Raw genomic sequence first — 21588 nt, 5'->3', positions numbered from 1 at the left:
ATTATTTTTTAACATTTAACACGTTTAAGACAATAATACTCTTCATTTCAGAGCTTCATTTGTGGTATTTCGCCTTCAATAATCAGATGTCCCTCTGTAGCTTTTATAATATCTTCTACAGAAATACCTGGAGCACGTGCTAATAATTTAAACCCCTCTTTGGTTACTTCTAAAACGGCTAAATTGGTAACTATTTTTTTTACACAACCTACTCCTGTAAGCGGCAGACTGCAGCGTTTTAGTAATTTTGAATCTCCTGCCTTATTGGTATGCATCATAGCTACAATTATATTTTGAGCACTAGCAACCAAATCCATAGCACCCCCCATTCCTTTTACCATTTTACCCGGAATTTTCCAGTTGGCAATATCTCCATTTTCTGCAACTTCCATGGCTCCAAGAATGGTTAAGTCTACGTGTTGCCCACGAATCATGGCAAAACTAGTAGCAGAATCAAAAAAACTAGCACCTGGCAAAGTAGTTATAGTTTGTTTACCAGCATTTATAACATCTGCGTCTTCTTCGCCTTCAAAAGGAAACGGCCCCATGCCCAACACACCATTTTCACTCTGAAATTCTACTTCAATATCTGCTCGCACATAATTCGCCACTAAGGTTGGAATACCTATACCTAAGTTTACATAATAACCGTCTTTAACCTCTTGTGCTATTCTTTTTGCTATTCCAATTTTGTCTAACATGTTACTGATTTGTTGATGTGTTAATTTGAAAATTAGTTAATTGGTGTTTCTTTTACTTGATGAAATGATTTTTGATATGATTAATATCACTGATTTAAGGTTTTCTAATAATTTCTCATCTGGATTCGGATAATATTCTGAGGATTGGCAAATTTTCAACCAATACTCCAATTCATCTGCCTCTTTTGCTGAAATTTTAAATTTATGAATAAAGTCTCTTTTACTTTCGGCATTTTGAGCTTCCTTAATATTTGCACCAATTGAAGTACCACTCCTAAATATTTGAGACGCCATTTCAAATCTGTTATTGGCTCTAATTTGTTCTGAAAAAGTAACAACATCCAAGGCCAATTCAAAAGACAATTTCACTATTAATTTTCTGAATCATTTCTCAACTCATTCTAATTTTCAAATCTTCAAATCGATCAATTAATTCATTATAATTATTACAATGTTACATTTATTAATTTCTACATTACCTCACCGTCCGCTCTTCAATACGTTTTTCATAATTCTTACCTTGAAAAATACGCTGTACAAAAATACCTGGCACATGAATTTGATTCGGATCTAATTCGCCAACAGGAACTAATTCTTCAACCTCAGCAACTGTAATTTTTGCTGCACCACACATTACTGGATTAAAATTTCTGGCTGTCCCCTTAAATATTAGATTCCCTGCTTCATCACCTTTCCACGCTTTCACAAAAGCAAAATCGGCTTTAAACGCATGTTCTAGTACATACATTTTACCTTCAAACTCTCGAGTTTCTTTACCTATAGCAACTTCGGTTCCATAACCTGCAGGTGTATAAATGGCAGGAAACCCTGCTTGTGCAGCACGACAACGTTCTGCTAATGTGCCTTGCGGAATCAATTCAACATCTAACTCGCCGCTAAGCATTTGCCGTTCAAACTCGTCATTTTCGCCTACGTAAGAGGATACCATTTTTTTGATTTGCTTGTTTTGCAAGAGAAGTCCTAAACCAAAATCGTCTACACCCGCGTTATTAGAAATACAAGTGAGTCCTTTTATATCTCGCTTTACTAATTCTGAAATGGCCTGTTCCGGAATACCGCACAAACCAAAACCACCAAGCATAAACGTCATGTTATTAGTAACTCCTTTAAGAGCTTCTGTTACAGATTGTACTGTTTTTTTTATCATGATATTTTGAATTTGCTTACCCTTAAAAATACGAAATTATTTCATGATTAAATTCACTAATACTGTATTGTAGCTGGGTATTAATTTTGGAAGTTTAATAATTTAAGAACACAATAGCTTATTTAGAGGTTATTATATTCATTCCTTATTCCTGTAAAAATAAACAACCAATTTATTTTCCTTAAAACCTATATTCTAATTTTAGAAGTATATATCTTGGTAACAATCTATATTCGATTGAAGATGTACTAATGTCACTAACAGTATATTTTCTAAACTGTTTTGTGTTTAATAAATTTTTTCCTGTTACTCCTATTTTTATTTTACTTTCAACAAATTGATAATTCGCTTCAAAATCTAAAAAATAATATTCATTTTTTGAGGTTAAGCTTCCAAAATAATACCGCTCAGACTGTAATTGCACATCAACTATTTCTGATAACACAAACGTTAAATCTAAAAAACTAATCGTATCTGTAAACGAATTTGTAATCGTAGTTTCTATCTTCGATGTTGTCCATTTAGTTCCTAAATGATAATTAAAAAACCCTTTAAATCCAGAACGCAATTCTAAACCATAACTGTAATTATGAGAGGTAACTTGTCGCAGGGCAGAATTATTTACACTATTTTTGAATTCACTTTTAGTATAGCCTAAATCTAGTTTTAAGTTAGACGATATGGATTTAAAATAATAATCGAGCTTAGAACTGATAATAAAGAAGGATCTATCGTGAATTCGTATTTTTTCTGATTGGGAATAATTTTGTTCCACAATGCTTTGTGTAGAAAGGAAATCATGATTTTTGGTGTACACAAAAAATGTGTTTGCAAAAAAACGATCGCTCCAATTTCCAAACATATAATTAACCATAATACTAGAGGCATCTAACTGATTAAATCCGGATGTTCCTTTAGAAAACGAACGAAAACTGGTTAATACATAATCGCTGTACACATCTAAAACCCCAACATTTGTAGTGTTATAAGAATAGGTAGAGGTTACCTTATTTTTGTTGTTTATCTTCCAATCTAAACCTAAACTTGGATTGACAAAAAACGGCCTTTGATTATCTGAATGTTCATTATTTTCTAATTCATTAAATAGCTGATGTAAATCTAATTTTCCAATTATTTTAAATGTGTTTAAATCTAAAATGTATTTACTTTTTAAATACAAATCATTTACCGTATACATGGTTCTATTTTGGTAACCTGTAGGGTTTTCTAATAGTAAGTTTTCATCATATAATGAAAATGTAGTATTTAATTTATCTTTTCTAAAGGTATTTCCTAGTTGTAATTCTAAAAGGTTTTCGTTTTCTTTTTTATCTAGTAAATGCGCATTGACTCCAACAAATTGCATATGGTTTACACTATATTGCTTTACATTATTTGCTGTGCTTTCATCTGGAAAAAGATCTTGAAAAAGGAATTGATTAACACTATAATTTTGTGGTGTATTTTCGTCTATAAGTCGTCCGGTAAGCAAAAGCACACGTTTATCTTTAAACTTATTGGTGTAATTTATACTCTGATCGAAACGTGTGTTCTTGTCGTTTAAATTTTCGGTCGTATTCAAACCATTAAACACCAAATTAGAATCGTCTTGATAGGTACTTATATTGTATTTGGTAGTACTTTCCAACATTTCGGTTTCAGAAATATTATACGTTGCATCTACCTTACCAAAAGCAGTTTTAGCTTTTTTTCTCAGTTTATAATCTTCGGTATTAATAAAGTCGGTGCCGTTAGCATAAACAACATCGGTAGTTTTTCTATAAAAATTGGTTTCATCCCAATTAAAGAAACCAAGTGCTTTAATTTTTAATTTTTCGGTCGGATTAAAAATGGCATTTAAAGATACCAATTCGGCATTGTTAAAATTGGTTCTGCTTTTTTTAAAATCTAGCTGTGTTGCCGACAAATTTATAAGTGTATTTGCATTTTGGTTGTCGCCAATATGCCCTGGGTCATTTAATCGAAACGGATTAATTAAATTTTGAATGTCGCCTGTAGCATCCTTCCCTATCGAGTTTAGGTTAGTTAAAAAGTAATATTTATTTTTCTTACCAAAGTTCATTAAATTTCCCTTTAGTTCGTAAAAATTATCGTTACCTAAACTGGTCTGTATGTTACCAAACCAAATTCGTTTTGCACTTTCATCGAGTTTTAAATTTAAAGCCACCTTATCGCTGTCTTCTACACCTTTTAGTAAATGGTTATTCGAGTAATTTTTTAAAACCTCGACTTCATCAATTACATACGCAGGCATATTTTTTGACAATATTTTATAGCCCTTTTCAAAAAAATCGTCGCCATCAACCATTATTTTTTCAATCTCTTGGTTACCTACTCTTATTTTACCATCGCTATCTATATTTAAACCTGGTATTTTTTCTAGTAACTCTTCTACTGTTTGTTCTGTACCATTGATAAAGTATTTAGTTTTAAACGTAATAGTGTCTTTTTGTACAGAAATGGGCTTTTCGGCAGAAATAAAAACCTCATCTAAAGCCATAGCTTTTTCATGTAAAACCACATTAAATTGAACGGTTTCATCTTCAGCAGTTAAATCTATTGATAGCTTTTTGGTGTGATAGCCTAGTGCTGAAAATTCTAAAACATACGTACCAGAATCTATATCTTCTATAGCATAAGATCCATTTACATTAGAAAACCCATAAGTCACTAAAGCATTACTGTTATCTTTTAATAAAATATTTACAGATGCTAAGGCGCCTATACTATCTGTTACCGTTCCAGAAATTGTAGTTTGGGCATACCCGAAATACGAATACAACAACATAACGGCAATAATACTGGTTTGGGCAAAATTTTTGCAAGTGGTTTTGGGCATTAAGTAATTTGGTTTTGGGACGTAAGCATGTAATACGTATTTTAAGTATATATAGATGGTATAATTCTACTCCGATTTACTCGGCGTAGACGGTTCGGTTTCCCACTCGTAAAATTTCTCCCATCTATTGGTTCTATCTGTCTTTATATTGATTGGTCCTAACTTAGCTTCCCGGCTCATGGTTGCCCGAATTCGTTGTATTTGTTCCATCCGAGATGCAAACCGCATGTCTAGAAATGTTTTTTCATCAATTATCTTTTTATAATCTGTTGGCAAATCTAATTTTTCATCTAACGTCTTCAAGGTCTTAAATTCTAAACGTGTTGCCGTAATATCAATCTGGTTTAAACTGTCTGTTACTTTTAAAATTAATCCGGGTAAGCCCTGAAGTTTCCAAGGACCAAAAGGCACAGGAATCTCTGGGGTATACCAAGCGGTATAGGTTCTGCCTCTAAAATTACCCACAGCCTTATTACACAAATGCCCTAAAACCGTGTCTGTAACTGTAGAAGTAATATCCCATTTAATTTTTGGGAAGTTGGCTGTAACTAAATATTTTTTAGAATCTATATACTCCTGAAAATGCAATGTTTTTTCTACGTTATTTACATAAAAAATCTCCGATTCCTCATGATTTGTGTAATCCACTGTTTTACTGTTAGGTATTGGTACCGCAATATATTCTTTCTCGATATAACTAGATCTATTACCTTTAAACACTAAAGTATAATATTGTTCTGCCGGGTAATCTAAATTTAATTTGGTATGATAATTGACACTAGTATAAACAGCATCTGGTTGTGCAGTAAGAGGTAAACTGACTATTAAAAAGAAAATAAGTAGGCTAATGTTTTTCATTTGTAAGCGAATTTAAAATGAAGCTCATATTTTTATGAGCTTCATTTATTTTTAATTTAATATAATGAATTCAACTCCTCCACAATCCGAGCTTCCTTCAGGTAAGTCCACCATAAAATCCGCCAAAACGCTACCGTTTTGATCCTTGACAACAACATACTTTGAACAAGAAGCATCTAAATTTCCATTCAAAATCAAATCATTATTAACTAATTCAGAACTATTTTTTGAAAATCCAATAGTTGCTGTAAAAATAAATACTAAAGAAAATATAATACTTTTCATAATTTTTAAAATTTTAAACCTGTAATACTTTTAAACAGGTTGATTAATACGATTGTTTTGCTTTATTAAAAGCCTTGAAGTTTTGTGGTTGAAGTTTTAAAAAAATAAGCTGGCGCCAGCTATGATCGATCTTGTATTCAGAAATTTATTAAGACTTCAAACTCAAGAAATTTCCTTCAACTTATCAAACGTAAAAAAAAAAAAGATTTTTCATTTTTTAATTTTATGAAAAATCTGCATTTCATCGAAAAACACTCAAAAACAACGTTTTACATTACGGAAAAACCGTAGTTATAAAAATAAGACATAAAAAAACCATCCTAAAACAGTGTTGCACTGCTCTAGAATGGTCGTTAATTTATTTTATAGATATGAATTGGTTACACCATCAAGAGCTTCTGCTACAGAGATTAGCGTTTTTTTTATCATGATATTTTGAATTTAGAATCCTTTTAAAAATACGAAATATTGAAGTGCATATTTAAGAAATACTTACAATTTATATTGTACTTTAAACAGCAACATTCTAGGCATGATGTATGTTTTACTATCACTTATAAGATAGTTTGAAAATGAATTTCCTTGCCTAAACGTGGTATTAAATATATTATGAGCACCTATTTCAAAACCCCAAGGACTATTTTCTCTCTGGTAAAAAAGAGTTGCATTAGCATTATCGAAGGTGTTGTAGACCGCTTCATCTTTATTTTCAAAAATATCTAATTCGTAATCTATTTTAAAAATGAATGCTTTTAAAAAATCGTATTCTAAGGCAGCTGATAAAACATCTGTGTTATAGGTGGTCTTTAACCCAATAGCACGATACAAACTTATATTTTTTGAGTATTCTAGCTCAAGATTTGGCCATGTTTTAAAATGAGTTGATAGACCAGTCTTTACCATGACTGTTTTAGACGTATTCTTATTGATTTCGGAATTTAATAACTGATAGAAATTACTATAATTTGCATATCCAGTTAATTTAAATCTTAATCGGTTAATACGCTTAGAAATATTACCAAATATATTCCAACTGTCTTCTGGTCTATCAAAAAGTATAATGGTATTTACACTCTCTATGCCATCTAGCTGAGTTACATTTTTAAATTGCTTCTCTTTTTTATTGTACGCAGCTCTTATTGAATAATTTAAACCTTTTAAAGTACTATATTTAGAAAGCCGAAAACTAATGCGATGGTATAAATCGTGTTCGAGTTGTTCGTTACCTTTAAAAACACTATTAAAACTGCTTAATACATACCTACTTGCTAACTGTTCTACAGTTTGAAATTGCGCATTTAGATTATAACCTACATCTAAAGCATTACCGTTACTAAACTTTATTTCGGCATTAAATTGAGGTAAGAGTAAATTTGTATTTCGTGTAGTAGCCAAATCGTATTGCTGCTGCGTATTCCAGAAGTAAAAATGATAAAAAATACCGGGTTTAAGCGTAGCAATTCCCAACTGAAACTTATACTCCATTCCTATAAAATTATCGATAAATTGATAGGTAAAATCGTTACCAAACCCGGCAGAATCAAAATTATTTAGCGTTCCATTACTTAACAATTGGTTATTGTTACTATACAAATTACTAAAGGCTAATTGCGTTCCTAAAGTAGTATACACATGGTTTTTTTCATTTAAAACCCAATAGTCTTTAACAACTGCATTTGCAGCATGAATATTCACCTTTTTAGTTTGAAGAATAGTATAAACAGTATCCGTTTCTAGCGGAATTAATCCTTCTAAAATATCTTCATCTGTGCGCCAATCTGTAAGCGGTTTATCATTACTAAAATTATAGTCCATTTCTAAAGTAGCAGTATGATTTTTAGAAAACTTTCTAGTATAGCGCAAATCTAAATTAAAGAACAACTGTTTTAGATTAGACTCTGTGTTAATGGTATTGTTCTCGTAAATACTATTTGTATTTATATAATCGGTATTGGTGCTGTTAGCTATTTTAAATACAGTAGATAAGGCTAAATCTTCATTTGCACTAGGATCGTAATCTAAGGTAATCTTACCAATCGTAAAAAAGGTTTGTAATTGACTAGTTGTTATACGATCTTCTGTAAATGGAGTATCATTATTTAAATATGCATTTGTAGTATTTCTTTGAGTTTCAGAGGTTGCATTGTTTACAATTACATAAGCAGAAAGATCTGTTAACGGGGTTAATGCTCGTCTAACATTCAATGCACCAAATTGATTCGTATGTGCTTTATAATCTTCATTTTTTAAATATGTAGAGAAGTCATCATTAGAAAGCGTATAGTAACTACCAGATTGTTTATTTAATTTAGAATATCCACCTTCAAAGTCGACATAATCTCGGAATGTAAAACTTTTATGTCCTGTATTATTAAAATCGCCTATAAAGTTAAAAGTAGATTCTGGACTATAATAAAATAAGGTAGGATGGACAACATACCGGTCTTTAACACCTCCTCCAGCCTCCAAGTCTCCGAACCAAAATTGTTTTTTGTTTTCTTTTAATTTTATGTTCATGGCTAAAATTTCACTATTCTGTAAATTTTTAAGCATAGCCACATCGGTATAATTATCTAACAGCTCTATCCGATCTATAGCATCAGCAGGCAAATTATTTATGGCCAGCTTAGTCCCTCCTGTAAAAAAGGTTTTATTTTCTACCAATACTTTACTTACCGGCTTACCATTAGCAGTTACTTTTCCATCACGATCGACCTCTATCCCTGGTAATTTTTTTAAAACATCTCGTAATTTTCGCTCTTCTCCAGTAACAAATGAATCTGCTCTATAACTTATCGTATCGCTTTTAATGGAAATAGGTGGTGTATACGCTATATCTACCTGATCTAACTGACTGGTCTGTATTGGCATTATAAAATTTTGCTTAATATTTTCAGTGATAGAAAACACTTTAGCATATTGAGGCTCATGTCCCAAATGGCTGACTGTGATAGTATATCTAACATGAGATTCTAAATTTAACCTATAAAAACCAAAATTATCGGTAATAGAAAAACGCACTTTATTAGAAGTAGAATCTGGCACAGCTAAAATATTGGCATATTCTAATGGCATGTGTAAGCTATCTTTTACTGTCCCACTTAATGTAATTTGCTGTGCATATGCCGTAGCCATAAACAAAAAAAAGATGTAAAAGAATACGTAGGTTTTATAATGCACCAAGTTAGTTATTGGGTATAATTAATAAAAAAATTAAAATTTAGCACGACTAGCACGATAAGCTTCTCGAGTTATTGGTTTGCCTTCTGTTAGTTTATTTATGGTTTTATCTACATTATATTTAATTGACGTAGCATAATAAGTACGAGGACCAATACTAGCTTCTAAAATTAATCCGGGTAAATTTCCAAAAGATTTGGGTCCAAAGGGTACTGCAATTTCAGGAGTAAACCAAACAGAAATATCTGGAGACATGTCGCTATACCCATACACTTCTTTTCCTGTGTTTAAATTGGCTTTATAACAAGTTTGTTTTCCTATTTTTTTTGTTTCTGTAGTAATATCCCATTCTACCTTTTCTTCTTTAAGCGTTAAAAGTAATAAGCCATCTCCACTAGACATAAAGTTCTCCAACCAGATCTTGTCTTTTAAATTTTTATAGAACTTAGAATCCTTCTCTCGATTGTACAATGTTACTTGGTTATTATCACCTCCTTCAGACTCCATACCAACCTCTATAGGGTTTAACCAAAATACAGATTCGTAATTATTAAATAATAAGGTGTAATTAAATGCATCGTAACCCGAACGCGAATTTACAATAGTATTTATTTCAGATTTAGAGTATTTATCAGTCATCTTCTCAGATAAATTCGCAAAATTTAAAATCGTCTTATAAGTTACTTCTGTAACCGTGTTTTGTACAAATACTGTAGAAAAACAGAATAGTAATACCAGCCCACATATATTTATTTTCATAACTCATCTTGTTATTTGAAATTACCATGTAATAAAAAAATTAAAACATGGTAATCCATTCATTTATTTAATCACAGCATGCATCCATTTCTTTATTATTAGCATCAATACAATCATTAAATACTGCATCAGCCTCTGCTTCTGAATAACCTAATTCCAGCTCAAGTTCATATTCGTCTATACAATCTCTCCAACGTAAAACTTCAAGTTCACCTTTATTAGTCTTTTCTACTTCAGTATTTAACGCTTGTAACGGCATTACTCCTATGATTAATGCAACAGTTAATAATCCAATAATTTTTTTCATAATTTTTAAATTTTTAAACCTGTAATACTTTTAAACAGGTAAATTAATACTATTGTTTTGCTTAATTAAAAGCCTTGAAGTTTTATGGTTGAAGTTTCTTAAAAAAATAAGCTGGCGCCAACTATGATCGATCTTGTATTCAGAAATTTATTAAGACTTCAAACTCAATAAATTTCCTTCAACTTATCAAACGTAAAAAAAAAGATTTTTAAATTTTATGAAAAATCTGCATTTCATCGAAAAACACTTGAAAACAAGATTTTACATTACGGAAAAACCGTAGTTATAAAAATAAGACATAAAAAAACCATCCTAAAACAGTGTTGCACTGCTCTAGAATGGTCGTTAATTTATTTTATGAATATAATTTAGAAATCTAAATCTTCTACTGTACCTTGGTTTGGTTTAACTTGAATTACTTGATCTTCATCTGAACCTTTATCACAATCTACTAGAATCGTTAAATCTTCTGGTTCTTCAAATGCAGCTGTCGAGATATTTAAATCTTCATCAGCATAACAACTATTCATATATGTCCCCCAAATAGGCAAAGCCATAGATGCACCTTGACCGTAAGTAATGCTTTTAAAATGCACAGCTCTGTCTTCTGCTCCTACCCAAACACCTGTTACTAAGTTAGGCACCATACCCATAAACCAACCGTCACTTTGATTTTGAGTTGTTCCTGTTTTTCCAGCAATAGGGTTTGTTAATTTATACGGATATCCCGTCATAATTTCTTGATACATTTTATTCCATTTTTCTGCACCTTGTGTTCTTAAACGCGTACCAGAACCACCTTCGGTAACACCTTCTAAAAGTTTTACAGTAACATAAGCTACCTCTTCACTCAAGACATCCTTAGTTTTTGGTGTAAACTGAAATAAAATTGTATTATTCTTATCTTCAATACTCGTTACCATAACAGGCTCTGTATAGACACCTTTATTGGCAAATGTGGCATATGCTCCAACCATTTCGAATACGCTTAGATCTACTGTTCCTAATGCTATAGATGGCACTTCTGGAATATCTGTTGTAATTCCTAATTTATGAGCCATTTCAATAACATGTGCAGGCCCCACTTTATCCATTAAACGTGCTGTAATAGTATTCACAGAATTTGCTAAGGCATTTTTAAGCGTTCGGGTCCCTCCATAAGTTAAACCTGAATTCTCTGGACACCAATCTTTTAAATTCCCCCAACGTCCTTCTTCTATACAATACGGTACATCTGGAAATTCGTCACATGGCGATAAATGTAATTGGTCTATCGCTGTCGCATATACGAATGGTTTGAAAGTAGATCCTACTTGACGTTTTCCTTGTTTAACATGATCGTATTGAAAATGTCTGTAATTTATACCACCAACCCATGCTTTTACATGTCCTGTTATAGGATCCATAGACATCATCCCGGAATGTAAAAATTTCTTAGAATAGCGTATAGAATCTATAGGTTTCATTATAGTATCTATCTCGCCTTTCCATGAAAACACAGTCATTGGAATAGCAACATTGAATGACTTGATAATTTCTTCATCAGATTTTTTAAAGTCACGTTTCATTTTTCTCCAACGTTCGGACTGACGCATTGATCGATTTAATAAACCATCAACCTCATCTTTACTTAAACCCAAAAATGGTGTGGTTGAATTTCTTTCTGGAGTATTCTGAAGATCAAATTCAGTTTGCAAATCAATCATATGGCGTTGTACAGCATCTTCTGCATACTGTTGCATACGCGAATCTATGGTGGTGTACACTTTTAATCCGTCTCCGTATAAGTTATAATATGTACCGTCTGATTTTGGATTTTTCTTAATCCAATCTTTCATAAATTTCTTTAAATACTCTCTAAAATATGTTGCAATACCTTCGCGGTGAGATTCCGGAGTGTAATTTAAATCTAAGTCGGTTTGTTGTAAAGAGTCCTTTACTCGCTCTGTAATATATCCGTACTTCTGCATTTGTGCTAAAACCACATTTCTACGATTTTTAACACCTTCAGGATTTCTTCTTGGATTATACAATGAAGAGTTTTTAAACATCCCAACAAGCATTGCAGATTCTTTTAAATTTAAATCTTTTGGTTGTTTTCCAAAGTAAATACTAGAGGCACTTTTTATTCCATCTCCATTATTTCCAAAGTCATAGATATTAAAATACTGAGAAATAATCTCTTCTTTAGTATATTGGCGCTCTAAACGAATGGCTATAATCCATTCTTTTACCTTTTGCCCTATACGTTCTACTATGTTTTTAGAACCTTCTCCATGAAATAATAGTTTTGCTAATTGTTGCGTAATGGTACTGGCACCACCGCCTTTTCCCATTTTAACAAAAGCTCTTAGTGTACCACGACCATCAACACCTGAATGTTCATGAAAACGGACATCTTCAGTAGCAATTAATGCATCTACTAAATACTGAGATAAAGCATCGTAACCTACAGGTGTACGGTTATCGTTAAAATAAAATTTACCTAAAGTCTTTCCGTCAGAAGAAATAATTTCTGTAGCCAGATTAGTTTCAGGGTTTTCTAAAACAGTGTGATCTGGTAGATCACCAAATGCTGAAGCTGATAAAAACAGCAAAACAAAGGCGATAACGCCAGTCAGGAAAAGTACCCAAAACCAGCGAACATACTTTGCATAGCTTTGATCTTTTACAGGTTGTTTCTTTTTTGCCATAATGTTAATGTGTTGATGGGTTTTCTATTCTGAAGCCAACATCTGTTATGCCTTCAAGGTTTGTTACACCATTTACCTTGCCATTTTCTCTCATGGCTTGTTGAATACGAACAGTATAATTTCCAGATTCGTTTAAAATAAATCCTTCTTTATACCACAATTTATTTTCTTTTATACTACTAAATCCTTCGCCTAGAAACTCACCATTTGGCTTAGCCATTCTATACTCTAACGTATCTGTAACTGTTTTTCCATGCGGAAACTCTAAACCAACAATTAAAAATAAATTACTGTATTTATAATCGTTGTTATTTCTAACATTTACAAATAAATTATAAGCATTTGTAGTATCTGGTGGTGTAAAATTAAACGCTACAACATCCTCTTTACTCCATGACCCTGGCACCGATTTATAAGCATCGAATACTTGATTAGAGTCGCAAGAAGTCATTACAAACAGCATGCTTAATAAAAATAAAATCGCACTACTTTTTTGCATTGGTATTAGGATTTGGTTTTGGATTAGGGTTCGGTTTAGCCTTTGCATTTGGATTAGGCTTTGCGTTTGGATTAGGATTCTGAGAGTTCGGCTTATTTTGCGGCTTTCTCTTATTTCTATTCCTATTATTTCTATTTGGTTTTGGCTTAGCTTCTCCATCTGCAGTTTTTGCATTAGGATTTTGCTTTGGCTTGGCGTTAGGGGTTTGTTTAGTTTTAGTGTTGGAATTCTGATTAGGGTTTGCAGATTTTCTTCTAACAGGTCTTTTTACCGTAGGCTTAGCTACAACTGTATTTCCTTTAGAATTATCTCCGGCATCACCTTTCGTATTTTTTATATTTTTAGTAGTTCTGCGACGCTTAGATTTTTTAGGCTGATCGAATCGTGTTAAACTATCTTGACCTACAACATTCTCAAATTCTACTTTAGTATCTTCAAGTAAATCTACAGCATACTCTTCTAAACTTCCTACAGCTTCATTTTTCTTATTGAGTTCTATAATTTCCTTAGCTTGTTCTATGGTAATCTTATGCCAATTCATCCACTCACCTTCGTAAGCATACCACATATGCCCCTTGAAAATATCTGTCTTCTGACAAACCGCAGTTCCTTTTTGTGTTTTAAGTTTAACCTCTGTCTTTGGAAATTCTTTTAATGCATCTAAATAGGTATCTAACTCGTAATTTAAACAACATTTTAATTTACCACATTGTCCTGCTAATTTTTGCGGATTTAATGATAACTGCTGATATCTCGCTGCAGATGTACTTACCGATCTAAAATCTGTTAACCAAGTCGAACAACACAACTCACGACCACAAGATCCGATACCTCCTAAACGCGAAGCTTCCTGACGGAAACCGACTTGTTTCATCTCGATACGGGTTCTAAACTCGCGTGCAAAAACTTTAATTAACTCTCTGAAATCTACGCGTTCTTCCGCTGTATAATAGAATGTAGCCTTACTAGCATCTCCCTGATATTCAATATCTGAAATCTTCATATGAAGTTTTAAATCGATTGCGAATTGTCGCGCTCTAACCTTCATTGGCTCTTCTTTATCACGAGCTTCAGACCAAATATCTATATCGCGTTGCGATGCTTTTCTATATATTTTTAAGATTTCACCATCTTGCGAAATCTTTTTACGTTTCATTTGCACTCTTACCAATTCTCCTGTAAGCGTAACCATACCAATATCGTGACCATTTGCAGCTTGAGTTGCTACAATATCTCCGATACTTAATGTTAAATTTTCGGTATTTTTATAATATTCTTTTCGTCCGTTTTTAAAACGCACTTCAATCCAATTAAAAGGGGCTTCACCATTTGGAAGCGACATATTAGCAAGCCAATCGAAAACCGTTAGTTTGTTACAACTATCCGTTCCACATGTTCCGTTACTTTTGCAACCCTTAGGCTGGCCATCTTTTCCTGTTGAACAACTTTCACAAGCCATAAATTTATGTATATATAGATTCTGATAATCAGCGATTAACAGAAGACAATTATTAAAACGAAGTTTCAAGTATTAAAACCTCTGTAAAACTAGCGTTTAGTTAAACCTAACACTTAGTTTGATTTGTAAAGATATGATTATTCTAAAGACTTAAAAAAAAGAAATATTAATTCAATTCAACTTCATAATTTAGTCGATTTGATACCGATTTAAGTTCTTTTTCAAACTTAAACACATTTGAAAGTAAAATTTTACTCCTACTTATTTCTTTAGAATACGCATTAAAAGATTGATTTTTCCAATCAAACCCTTGCTTCCAAAAACTATCGGACGAAACATAAGAAACGTATAATTAAAATTATTTATTCTTAACACTTATAATATTCACCGGACAAGCTTTTGATGCATTTTCGCAAGCCTCTAAGATAGAGTAATCGTTACTTTTTAAAGTAAAAAAACCTTTCTTTTCCTGACCGTGCAACAAGACTGTTTTCCCGTCTTTTTTAGACATCTGGAATTGTTGTGGCGCCATTTCTACACAATAGTTACAGCCAATACACTTATTACGTTGCAGCGTGATTATAACCATTACGCTTCCACTTTATTTTCAACAATCTTATATAATTTATCTGATGGTCTTATTCTAAACTTAAGCGGCATAGTTACTAAATCGCCTTTTGTACCTTTTTCAGATTTTTTATCGTTAGCCATGAGTTCTTCCACCTTCATTTCTTGAGCTCCGGTTGTTGGACCTGTAATTAAAATGGTATCGCCTACAACAACATCGAAGGCTTCAATTTTAAACTCACCAATTTGTGCTTTCGGATAAAAATGTGTGCCTTTCCCGATATACACTTTCTTTTGTGTGGCATGAGATCCGGAACCATTACTCCATTCTCCAAGTTTCTGTCCTAAATAATACCCACTCCAAAATCCGCGATTGTATACTTTTTCAAGTTCTTGCATCCAACCAATTACTTTCTCTTTGTTGTATGTGCCATTCTCAACACTATCTATAGCATCACGGTAACATTTAATCACTTTTGCTACGTACTCTGGGGCTCTACCACGACCTTCAATTTTTAAAACTTTAATTCCAGCATCTACAATTTCATCTAAAAAATCTATAGTACATAAATCTTTAGGAGACATAATATACTCGTTATCCAGTTCCATTTCAAAACCAGTTTCCTGATCTACAACCGTATATTTTTTTCTGCAATTTTGCTTACAAGCACCACGATTTGCAGACGAGTTAAAAGCGTGCAAGCTCATATAACATTTTCCTGAAACCGCCATGCACAATGCACCATGGCCGAAAATTTCAATTTCTACTAAATTTCCAGAAGGACCTTTAATTTGTTCCTTTTCTATAGCATCGGTAATTATCTTAACTTGACGTAAACTCAACTCGCGACTTAACACCATAGTATCTGCAAACAGCGCATAAAACTTAACTGTTTCTATATTAGTCACATTAATTTGAGTAGAGATATGCACCTCTATACCCATTTCTCTTGCCATGGCAATAACGGCTTGATCCATGGCAATAACTGCTGTAATATTAGCAGCCTTAGCTTGTTTTAAAAGTGTTTTTACAATCGATAAATCATGATCGTAAATAATAGTATTTAAAGTTAAATACGTTCTCACATTTTTAGCTTCGCAACGTCTTGCAATTTCTGGAAGGTCGTCTAATGTGAAATTTACTGTGGCACGTGCCCGCATATTAAGTTGTTCTACACCAAAATATACGGAGTTAGCACCATTATTTAGAGCAGCTTGCAGCGATTCAAAATTCCCCGCTGGAGCCATTAATTCAATATGTTGCATTGTTTAATCTTTTGTAGAGTCTGTATTTAATGTTTCAAAAATATTTCGCAGATCTTTTTTGTATGGCAAATGGTCTGCACGTCCTTTTTTAAAGATATCGTTACTATTCCCTTGACCTTTTCGTAATGCTTTTTGTGCTTCGTAAGGCAAACTATGAATTTCTTTACAGGTTGTAGAACAACAGTTATCCATTTCGACTTTACATTTTTCGCACTGAATGAATAATAAATGACACGCATCGTTAGCACAATTCTCATGAGTATCTGCTGGCTCACCACATTGGTGGCAACGCGCAATGACATCGTCTGTAATGCGTTCTGAACGACGCTCGTCGAACACGAAATTTTTCCCTACAAATTTATTCTCAAGAGCACTCTCGTTAACTTGTCTAGTATATTCTATAATACCTCCTTCTAATTGAAATACATTCTTAAAGCCTTTATGCTTAAAATAAGCACTTGCTTTTTCACAACGAATACCACCAGTACAATACATAACCAGTTTTTTATCGTCTTTATGCTCCTTTAAATCATTTTCTATAATAGGCAACGATTCTCTAAACGTATCGACATCTGGACGACGTGCATTTTTAAAATGGCCAATTTCACTCTCGTAATGATTTCTCATATCTACAAGAATGGTGTTTTCATCTTCTATTAATTCGTTGAATTGAATAGCATCTACGTGTCTACCTTTATTGGTAACATCGAAAGTCTCATCGTTTAAACCATCGGCAACAATTTTGTCACGCACTTTAACTTTCAGTTTTAAAAACGACATATTATCTTGCTCTACAGCAATATTTAGTCGAATATCTTTTAAAAATGAAATGCTATCTAAATGCGTTTTGAATTCATTGAAGCGATCTGCAGGCAAGGATAATTGTGCATTAATACCTTCGTGAGCCACATATATTCTACCAAGAACGTCTAAAGCATCCCAGGCGATAAATAATTGATCTCTAAATATTTGAGGATTTTCTATTTTGGCGTACTGATAGAAGGAGAGTGTTAATCGATCTTTTCCTGCTTTTTCGATTAACTCTGCACGTTCTTTAGCACTTAATTTATTGTACAGTTGCATGCTATACTAATGTGTTTAAGGTTAAAAAATATGTTGCAAATGTACATTAATTAGATAAAACACTAAATTTTAAACAAAAAAAGCACAACCTATCTCTTAATCTATTTTTAAGCGAGTATAACAGCTCTTACTTTTTAACATAGACATCCCTTTTTATTTTCAATAATTTTACTTACTTTATAAGAGATAGAGAAACTAAAAAAAAGGTTGTGTGATAAAATTGTTAGATGACCAAAGAAGTAGTATTTTAGCAACTCTTATTTCAGTAAAAAACACAATTAAATGAGCAAGGAAAAGGAAGCAAAATTAAAAGCACTACAACTCACTTTAGATAAATTAGACAAGACTTACGGTAAAGGTACCGTAATGAGAATGAGTGATAAAGCAGTGGTAGACATTGAATCGATACCAAGCGGATCTTTAGGTTTAGATTTAGCTTTAGGTATTGGTGGATACCCAAGAGGACGTGTTATAGAAATATACGGACCAGAATCTTCTGGTAAAACAACATTAACATTACATGCTATTGCCGAAGCACAAAAAGCAGGTGGTATTGCTGCATTTATTGATGCAGAGCATGCATTCGACAGGTTTTACGCGGCTAAATTAGGCGTAGATATAGACAATTTAATTATTTCGCAACCAGACCACGGAGAGCAAGCATTAGAAATTGCTGAAAACTTAGTACGTTCTGGAGCTATAGATATTGTAGTGATTGACTCGGTTGCAGCATTAACACCTAAAAGTGAAATTGAAGGTGAAATGGGAGATTCTAAAATGGGATTACATGCCCGTTTAATGTCTCAAGCACTACGTAAACTTACAGGTACTATTAGCAAAACCAACTGTACCATGTTTTTCATTAACCAATTACGTGAAAAAATTGGAGTTATGTTTGGAAATCCAGAAACAACAACTGGTGGTAATGCATTAAAATTTTACGCTTCTGTGCGTTTAGACATTCGTAGATCTACACAAATTAAAGATTCGGATGGAAATGTAATGGGTAACAAAACCAAAGTAAAAGTGGTTAAAAACAAAGTTGCTCCACCATTTAAAGTAGCAGAATTCGACATTATGTACGGACAAGGTATTTCTAAAGTTGGTGAAATTTTAGATTTAGCTGTAGAATTAGAAATTGTTAAGAAAAGTGGGTCATGGTTTAGTTACCAAGACACCAAATTAGGACAAGGTCGTGATGCTGTAAAAGTGATGATAAAAGATAATCCGGAATTGTTTGAAGAACTTGAAGTTAAAATTAAAGAAGCTATTAAGGCTATGAAAGAATAATGTTTTAACTAAAAAACATATTCTCTCAATAATTTAATTATCAAAACATTAAGCTTAAAAAACAATCTTATACACTTTAAATCCCGATTAATTTCGGGATTTTTTTGTTTGTCAACGCAACCTTTTTAAAATATATACATCTAATAAGAAAACATTATACACATGAAAAAACTATTTTTCCTATTTGTAACAGTATTAACATTTGCTTCTTGTGATACTGACGATGATTACACAAATTACACTTACGATTATTTACCTACCGAAGAAGCCACAATTCCAGAAGATATGGTTGTTGGAGACACTTACGAGATTTCTTTAAAATACATACAGCCTTCAACGTGTTACATTTTTGATTCGCTGTATTATTACAAAACCACAGAAACAATCGAAGACGAAGAAGATGAAAACACAGCTACAGAAACAGAAGTAAGAACTATTGCTGTTATAAATAGAGTATTAGAAAGCTCAGACACAGACTGCGTAGAGGTTAATGAAGAAGTTGAAACATCTTTTACTTTTATCCCTGAAGTTTCTGGACCATACCTTTTTAAATTCTGGACAGGTTTAGACGAAGATGGTGAAGATGTATTTTTAGAAGTTGAAAGAGATATAGCAGACGGACTTTAATAATTCTAAACAAGACCACTTTTGAGTTTAGAGCAATTAATACAGGACTGTAAACGAAACAAACTTAAAGCTCAAAGTGAGTTATACATGCTTTATTCAAGCAAACTATATTCAATTTGCTTAAAGTATTCTCGTAACACTGCAGAAGCCCAAGACAACCTGCAAGATGCTTTTTTGACTATTTTTAGTAAAATAGGTCAATATCAAAATAAAGGTTCTTTTGAAGGTTGGTTAAAACGCATTACAATTAACACCGCTCTACAACGCTACAGAGAAAAAGGCATTTTTAATATTATTAATGAAGACATTATAGATGATACAGTAGAAGTCAAAGACCATGAAAATCTCTCGTTAGATTATCTTCTAAATTTAATCCAAACACTACCCAATAGATACAGACTGGTCTTTAACCTTTACGTATTAGACGGCTACTCCCACAAAGATATTTCTGAAATGCTAAACATTAGTATAGGAACTTCTAAATCGAATTTAGCACGTGCTAGAATTTTTTTGCAAAAAAAAATCGAGGAAGACAATACAAATCTTGAATCACAATCTATCTTATGAGTGATAAAAAACACATAGACCGTTTATTTCAAGAGCACCTAAAAGACCTTGATAAAGCCCCAGATCCAAAAATTTGGAGCGCCATTGAAGCGAAATTAAAAGAAGAAAAGAAACACAAGCGCATTATCCCTATGTGGTGGTATGGTTCAGGTGCTGCTGCCTTATTGCTGTTATTTTTGGCACTAAGATTATTTATTTTTAACTCTAACCCTACAACACCTATTTCTCCTAATAGCAACATTGTAAACACCCCTAACCCTAGTAATTCTAAAGATAAGTTACCACTAGTTATAGATATAGACAGTAGTGATATAAAAATTCAAAAAAAAATAAAAGAGAATTCTCGTGTAGTAAATAATACAAAATCTAATTACAATGCAAACAAAAACGCATCTACACAAAATCAAGAAACTTCGTCATTAGTTTCTAAGACCACAAAAAATTCGTCTAAAAACAACGCAACAGCAATTCATAATTACAAGACAAAACAGGGGCCTAAAAACTCAAGAAAACCTCTAGTAAACCAAGCCTCTAAAATCGCTAAAAACACGTCTAAACATACAGAAACTATAAAATCTAACACGAAGAAGGTCCCAAATTCTTTTTCAAAAGAAACCAGCACTATAGATTCTTTAAGTATTGAAGAAGCGATTGCAAACACAAAAACAAGTCCTAAAAAAGATAAAAATCCTCAGAAATGGGATATCCAACCTAATGTTGCCCCCGTATATTATAGCAGTATAGGAACAGGATCTCATTTAGACGAACAACTTGTAAATAATTCTAAATCTGGCGAATTTAACACAAGTTATGGCGTAGGTATTGGATATGCGATAAATGATAAATTAAAAATAAGATCGGGTATCAATAATTTAAAATTAAGTTTTAACATAAATGATGTTATTACTTATGAAAATGCTTCAACAATTAGCATTAACAATACAAAAAGCTTAGAAAACTTATCGACATCAAGCGAAGCAAAAAACATATCTTTTTTCAGTCATGCATCTCTTTACACACAAGATTCGGCTCTTTTAAACACAAATAACAACAGTAGCGAAATTAACCAAAGCATAAGTTATTTTGAAGTCCCTTTAGAACTTGAATACAACATACTAAACAAACGCATCGGGATTAGTGTAATAGGAGGTTTTAGCACTTTTATTTTAGAAAATAACCGTGTATATTCTCAAGGAAACAGTGCCAGAATATATATAGGTGAAGCTACAAATATTAATACCATTAGTTTTAGTACAAACCTTGGAATTGGGTTAGATTACAACTTTTCAAAACGATTAAACTTAAATTTAGAACCTACATTTAAGTATCAATTAAATGCATTTAATAATACTTCGGGCGAATTTAAACCTTATATTATTGGCTTTTACACTGGGCTTAATTATAAGTTTTAAAGCTCTT

19 protein-coding genes are annotated in these 21588 nt (G+C 32.5%); 4 read left to right on the top strand and 15 right to left on the bottom strand.

What is annotated here, in order from left to right:
- Positions 1-47 precede the first annotated feature (47 nt).
- The 15 genes from Q1B05_RS00995 to Q1B05_RS00925 form a co-directional block, all read right to left on the bottom strand.
- Positions 48-701 carry a 3-oxoacid CoA-transferase subunit B gene (locus Q1B05_RS00995; RefSeq protein ID WP_299776622.1) on the bottom strand — a complete coding sequence of 218 codons (654 nt, stop codon included), beginning with the start codon at positions 699-701 and terminating at the stop codon, positions 48-50.
- A gap of 36 nt (positions 702-737) precedes the next feature.
- Positions 738-1070 carry a four helix bundle protein gene (locus tag Q1B05_RS00990; protein ID WP_366944327.1) on the bottom strand — a complete coding sequence of 111 codons (333 nt, stop codon included), beginning with the start codon at positions 1068-1070 and terminating at the stop codon, positions 738-740.
- Positions 1071-1176: 106 nt separating this feature from the next.
- Positions 1177-1869 (bottom strand): CoA transferase subunit A, encoded by a 693-nt coding sequence (locus tag Q1B05_RS00985; RefSeq protein WP_299776621.1) that lies wholly within the window; start codon positions 1867-1869, stop codon positions 1177-1179.
- A gap of 181 nt (positions 1870-2050) precedes the next feature.
- Entirely contained in the window at positions 2051-4729 is a 2679-nt protein-coding gene (locus Q1B05_RS00980; RefSeq protein WP_299776620.1) for a carboxypeptidase-like regulatory domain-containing protein, read from the bottom strand.
- Between the two features lie 66 nt (positions 4730-4795).
- A complete protein-coding gene (locus tag Q1B05_RS00975) occupies positions 4796-5587 on the bottom strand; it encodes a GLPGLI family protein (RefSeq protein WP_299776619.1) in 792 nt (263 codons plus the stop codon).
- 51 nt (positions 5588-5638) lie between these two features.
- Entirely contained in the window at positions 5639-5872 is a 234-nt protein-coding gene (locus Q1B05_RS00970) for a hypothetical protein (protein WP_299776618.1), read from the bottom strand.
- Positions 5873-6364: 492 nt separating this feature from the next.
- Complete coding sequence (locus tag Q1B05_RS00965) at positions 6365-9007, bottom strand: carboxypeptidase-like regulatory domain-containing protein (RefSeq protein ID WP_299776617.1); 2643 nt, start codon at positions 9005-9007, stop codon at positions 6365-6367.
- Between the two features lie 78 nt (positions 9008-9085).
- Positions 9086-9811: a GLPGLI family protein gene (locus Q1B05_RS00960; protein ID WP_299776616.1), complete on the bottom strand. Its 726-nt coding sequence runs from the start codon at positions 9809-9811 to the stop codon at positions 9086-9088.
- A 67-nt stretch (positions 9812-9878) separates the two neighbouring features.
- Positions 9879-10118 carry a hypothetical protein gene (locus Q1B05_RS00955; RefSeq protein WP_299776615.1) on the bottom strand — a complete coding sequence of 80 codons (240 nt, stop codon included), beginning with the start codon at positions 10116-10118 and terminating at the stop codon, positions 9879-9881.
- Positions 10119-10486: 368 nt separating this feature from the next.
- The gene (locus tag Q1B05_RS00950) at positions 10487-12811 is read right to left on the bottom strand and encodes a transglycosylase domain-containing protein (RefSeq protein WP_299776614.1); all 2325 of its coding nucleotides are present in this window, start codon (positions 12809-12811) and stop codon (positions 10487-10489) included.
- A 4-nt stretch (positions 12812-12815) separates the two neighbouring features.
- On the bottom strand, positions 12816-13310 hold the full coding sequence (locus Q1B05_RS00945) for a gliding motility lipoprotein GldH (protein WP_299776613.1): 495 nt from the start codon (positions 13308-13310) through the stop codon (positions 12816-12818).
- Positions 13297-14769 carry a regulatory iron-sulfur-containing complex subunit RicT gene (gene ricT, locus Q1B05_RS00940; protein ID WP_299776612.1) on the bottom strand — a complete coding sequence of 491 codons (1473 nt, stop codon included), beginning with the start codon at positions 14767-14769 and terminating at the stop codon, positions 13297-13299. The genes Q1B05_RS00945 and ricT overlap by 14 nt, the downstream gene beginning before the upstream one ends.
- Before the next feature lie 358 nt (positions 14770-15127).
- Entirely contained in the window at positions 15128-15358 is a 231-nt protein-coding gene (locus Q1B05_RS00935; protein WP_299776611.1) for a ferredoxin, read from the bottom strand.
- A complete protein-coding gene (locus Q1B05_RS00930; protein WP_299776610.1) occupies positions 15358-16602 on the bottom strand; it encodes a peptidase U32 family protein in 1245 nt (414 codons plus the stop codon). Before Q1B05_RS00930 ends, Q1B05_RS00935 begins: the two co-directional genes overlap by 1 nt.
- A 3-nt stretch (positions 16603-16605) precedes the next feature.
- On the bottom strand, positions 16606-17685 hold the full coding sequence (locus Q1B05_RS00925; RefSeq protein ID WP_299776609.1) for a rhodanese-related sulfurtransferase: 1080 nt from the start codon (positions 17683-17685) through the stop codon (positions 16606-16608).
- 282 nt (positions 17686-17967) lie between these two features.
- Here Q1B05_RS00925 and recA point away from each other — a divergent pair, with 282 nt between their 5' ends.
- From recA to Q1B05_RS00905, 4 genes are all read left to right on the top strand, one after another.
- Positions 17968-18975: a recombinase RecA gene (gene recA / locus Q1B05_RS00920; RefSeq protein ID WP_299776608.1), complete on the top strand. Its 1008-nt coding sequence runs from the start codon at positions 17968-17970 to the stop codon at positions 18973-18975.
- 162 nt (positions 18976-19137) lie between these two features.
- Entirely contained in the window at positions 19138-19602 is a 465-nt protein-coding gene (locus Q1B05_RS00915) for a hypothetical protein (RefSeq protein ID WP_299776607.1), read from the top strand.
- Positions 19603-19623: 21 nt separating this feature from the next.
- Complete coding sequence (locus tag Q1B05_RS00910) at positions 19624-20169, top strand: RNA polymerase sigma factor (RefSeq protein ID WP_299776606.1); 546 nt, start codon at positions 19624-19626, stop codon at positions 20167-20169.
- On the top strand, positions 20166-21581 hold the full coding sequence (locus Q1B05_RS00905) for a hypothetical protein (protein WP_299776605.1): 1416 nt from the start codon (positions 20166-20168) through the stop codon (positions 21579-21581). Before Q1B05_RS00910 ends, Q1B05_RS00905 begins: the two co-directional genes overlap by 4 nt.
- Positions 21582-21588: the final 7 nt, after the last annotated feature.

Origin of the sequence: uncultured Formosa sp. (assembly GCF_947500765.1) — a bacterium.
Lineage (GTDB): Bacteria > Bacteroidota > Bacteroidia > Flavobacteriales > Flavobacteriaceae > Formosa.
The sequence above is the reverse complement of the archived record's forward strand: the minus strand, read 5'-3'. Positions and strand labels throughout refer to the sequence as shown.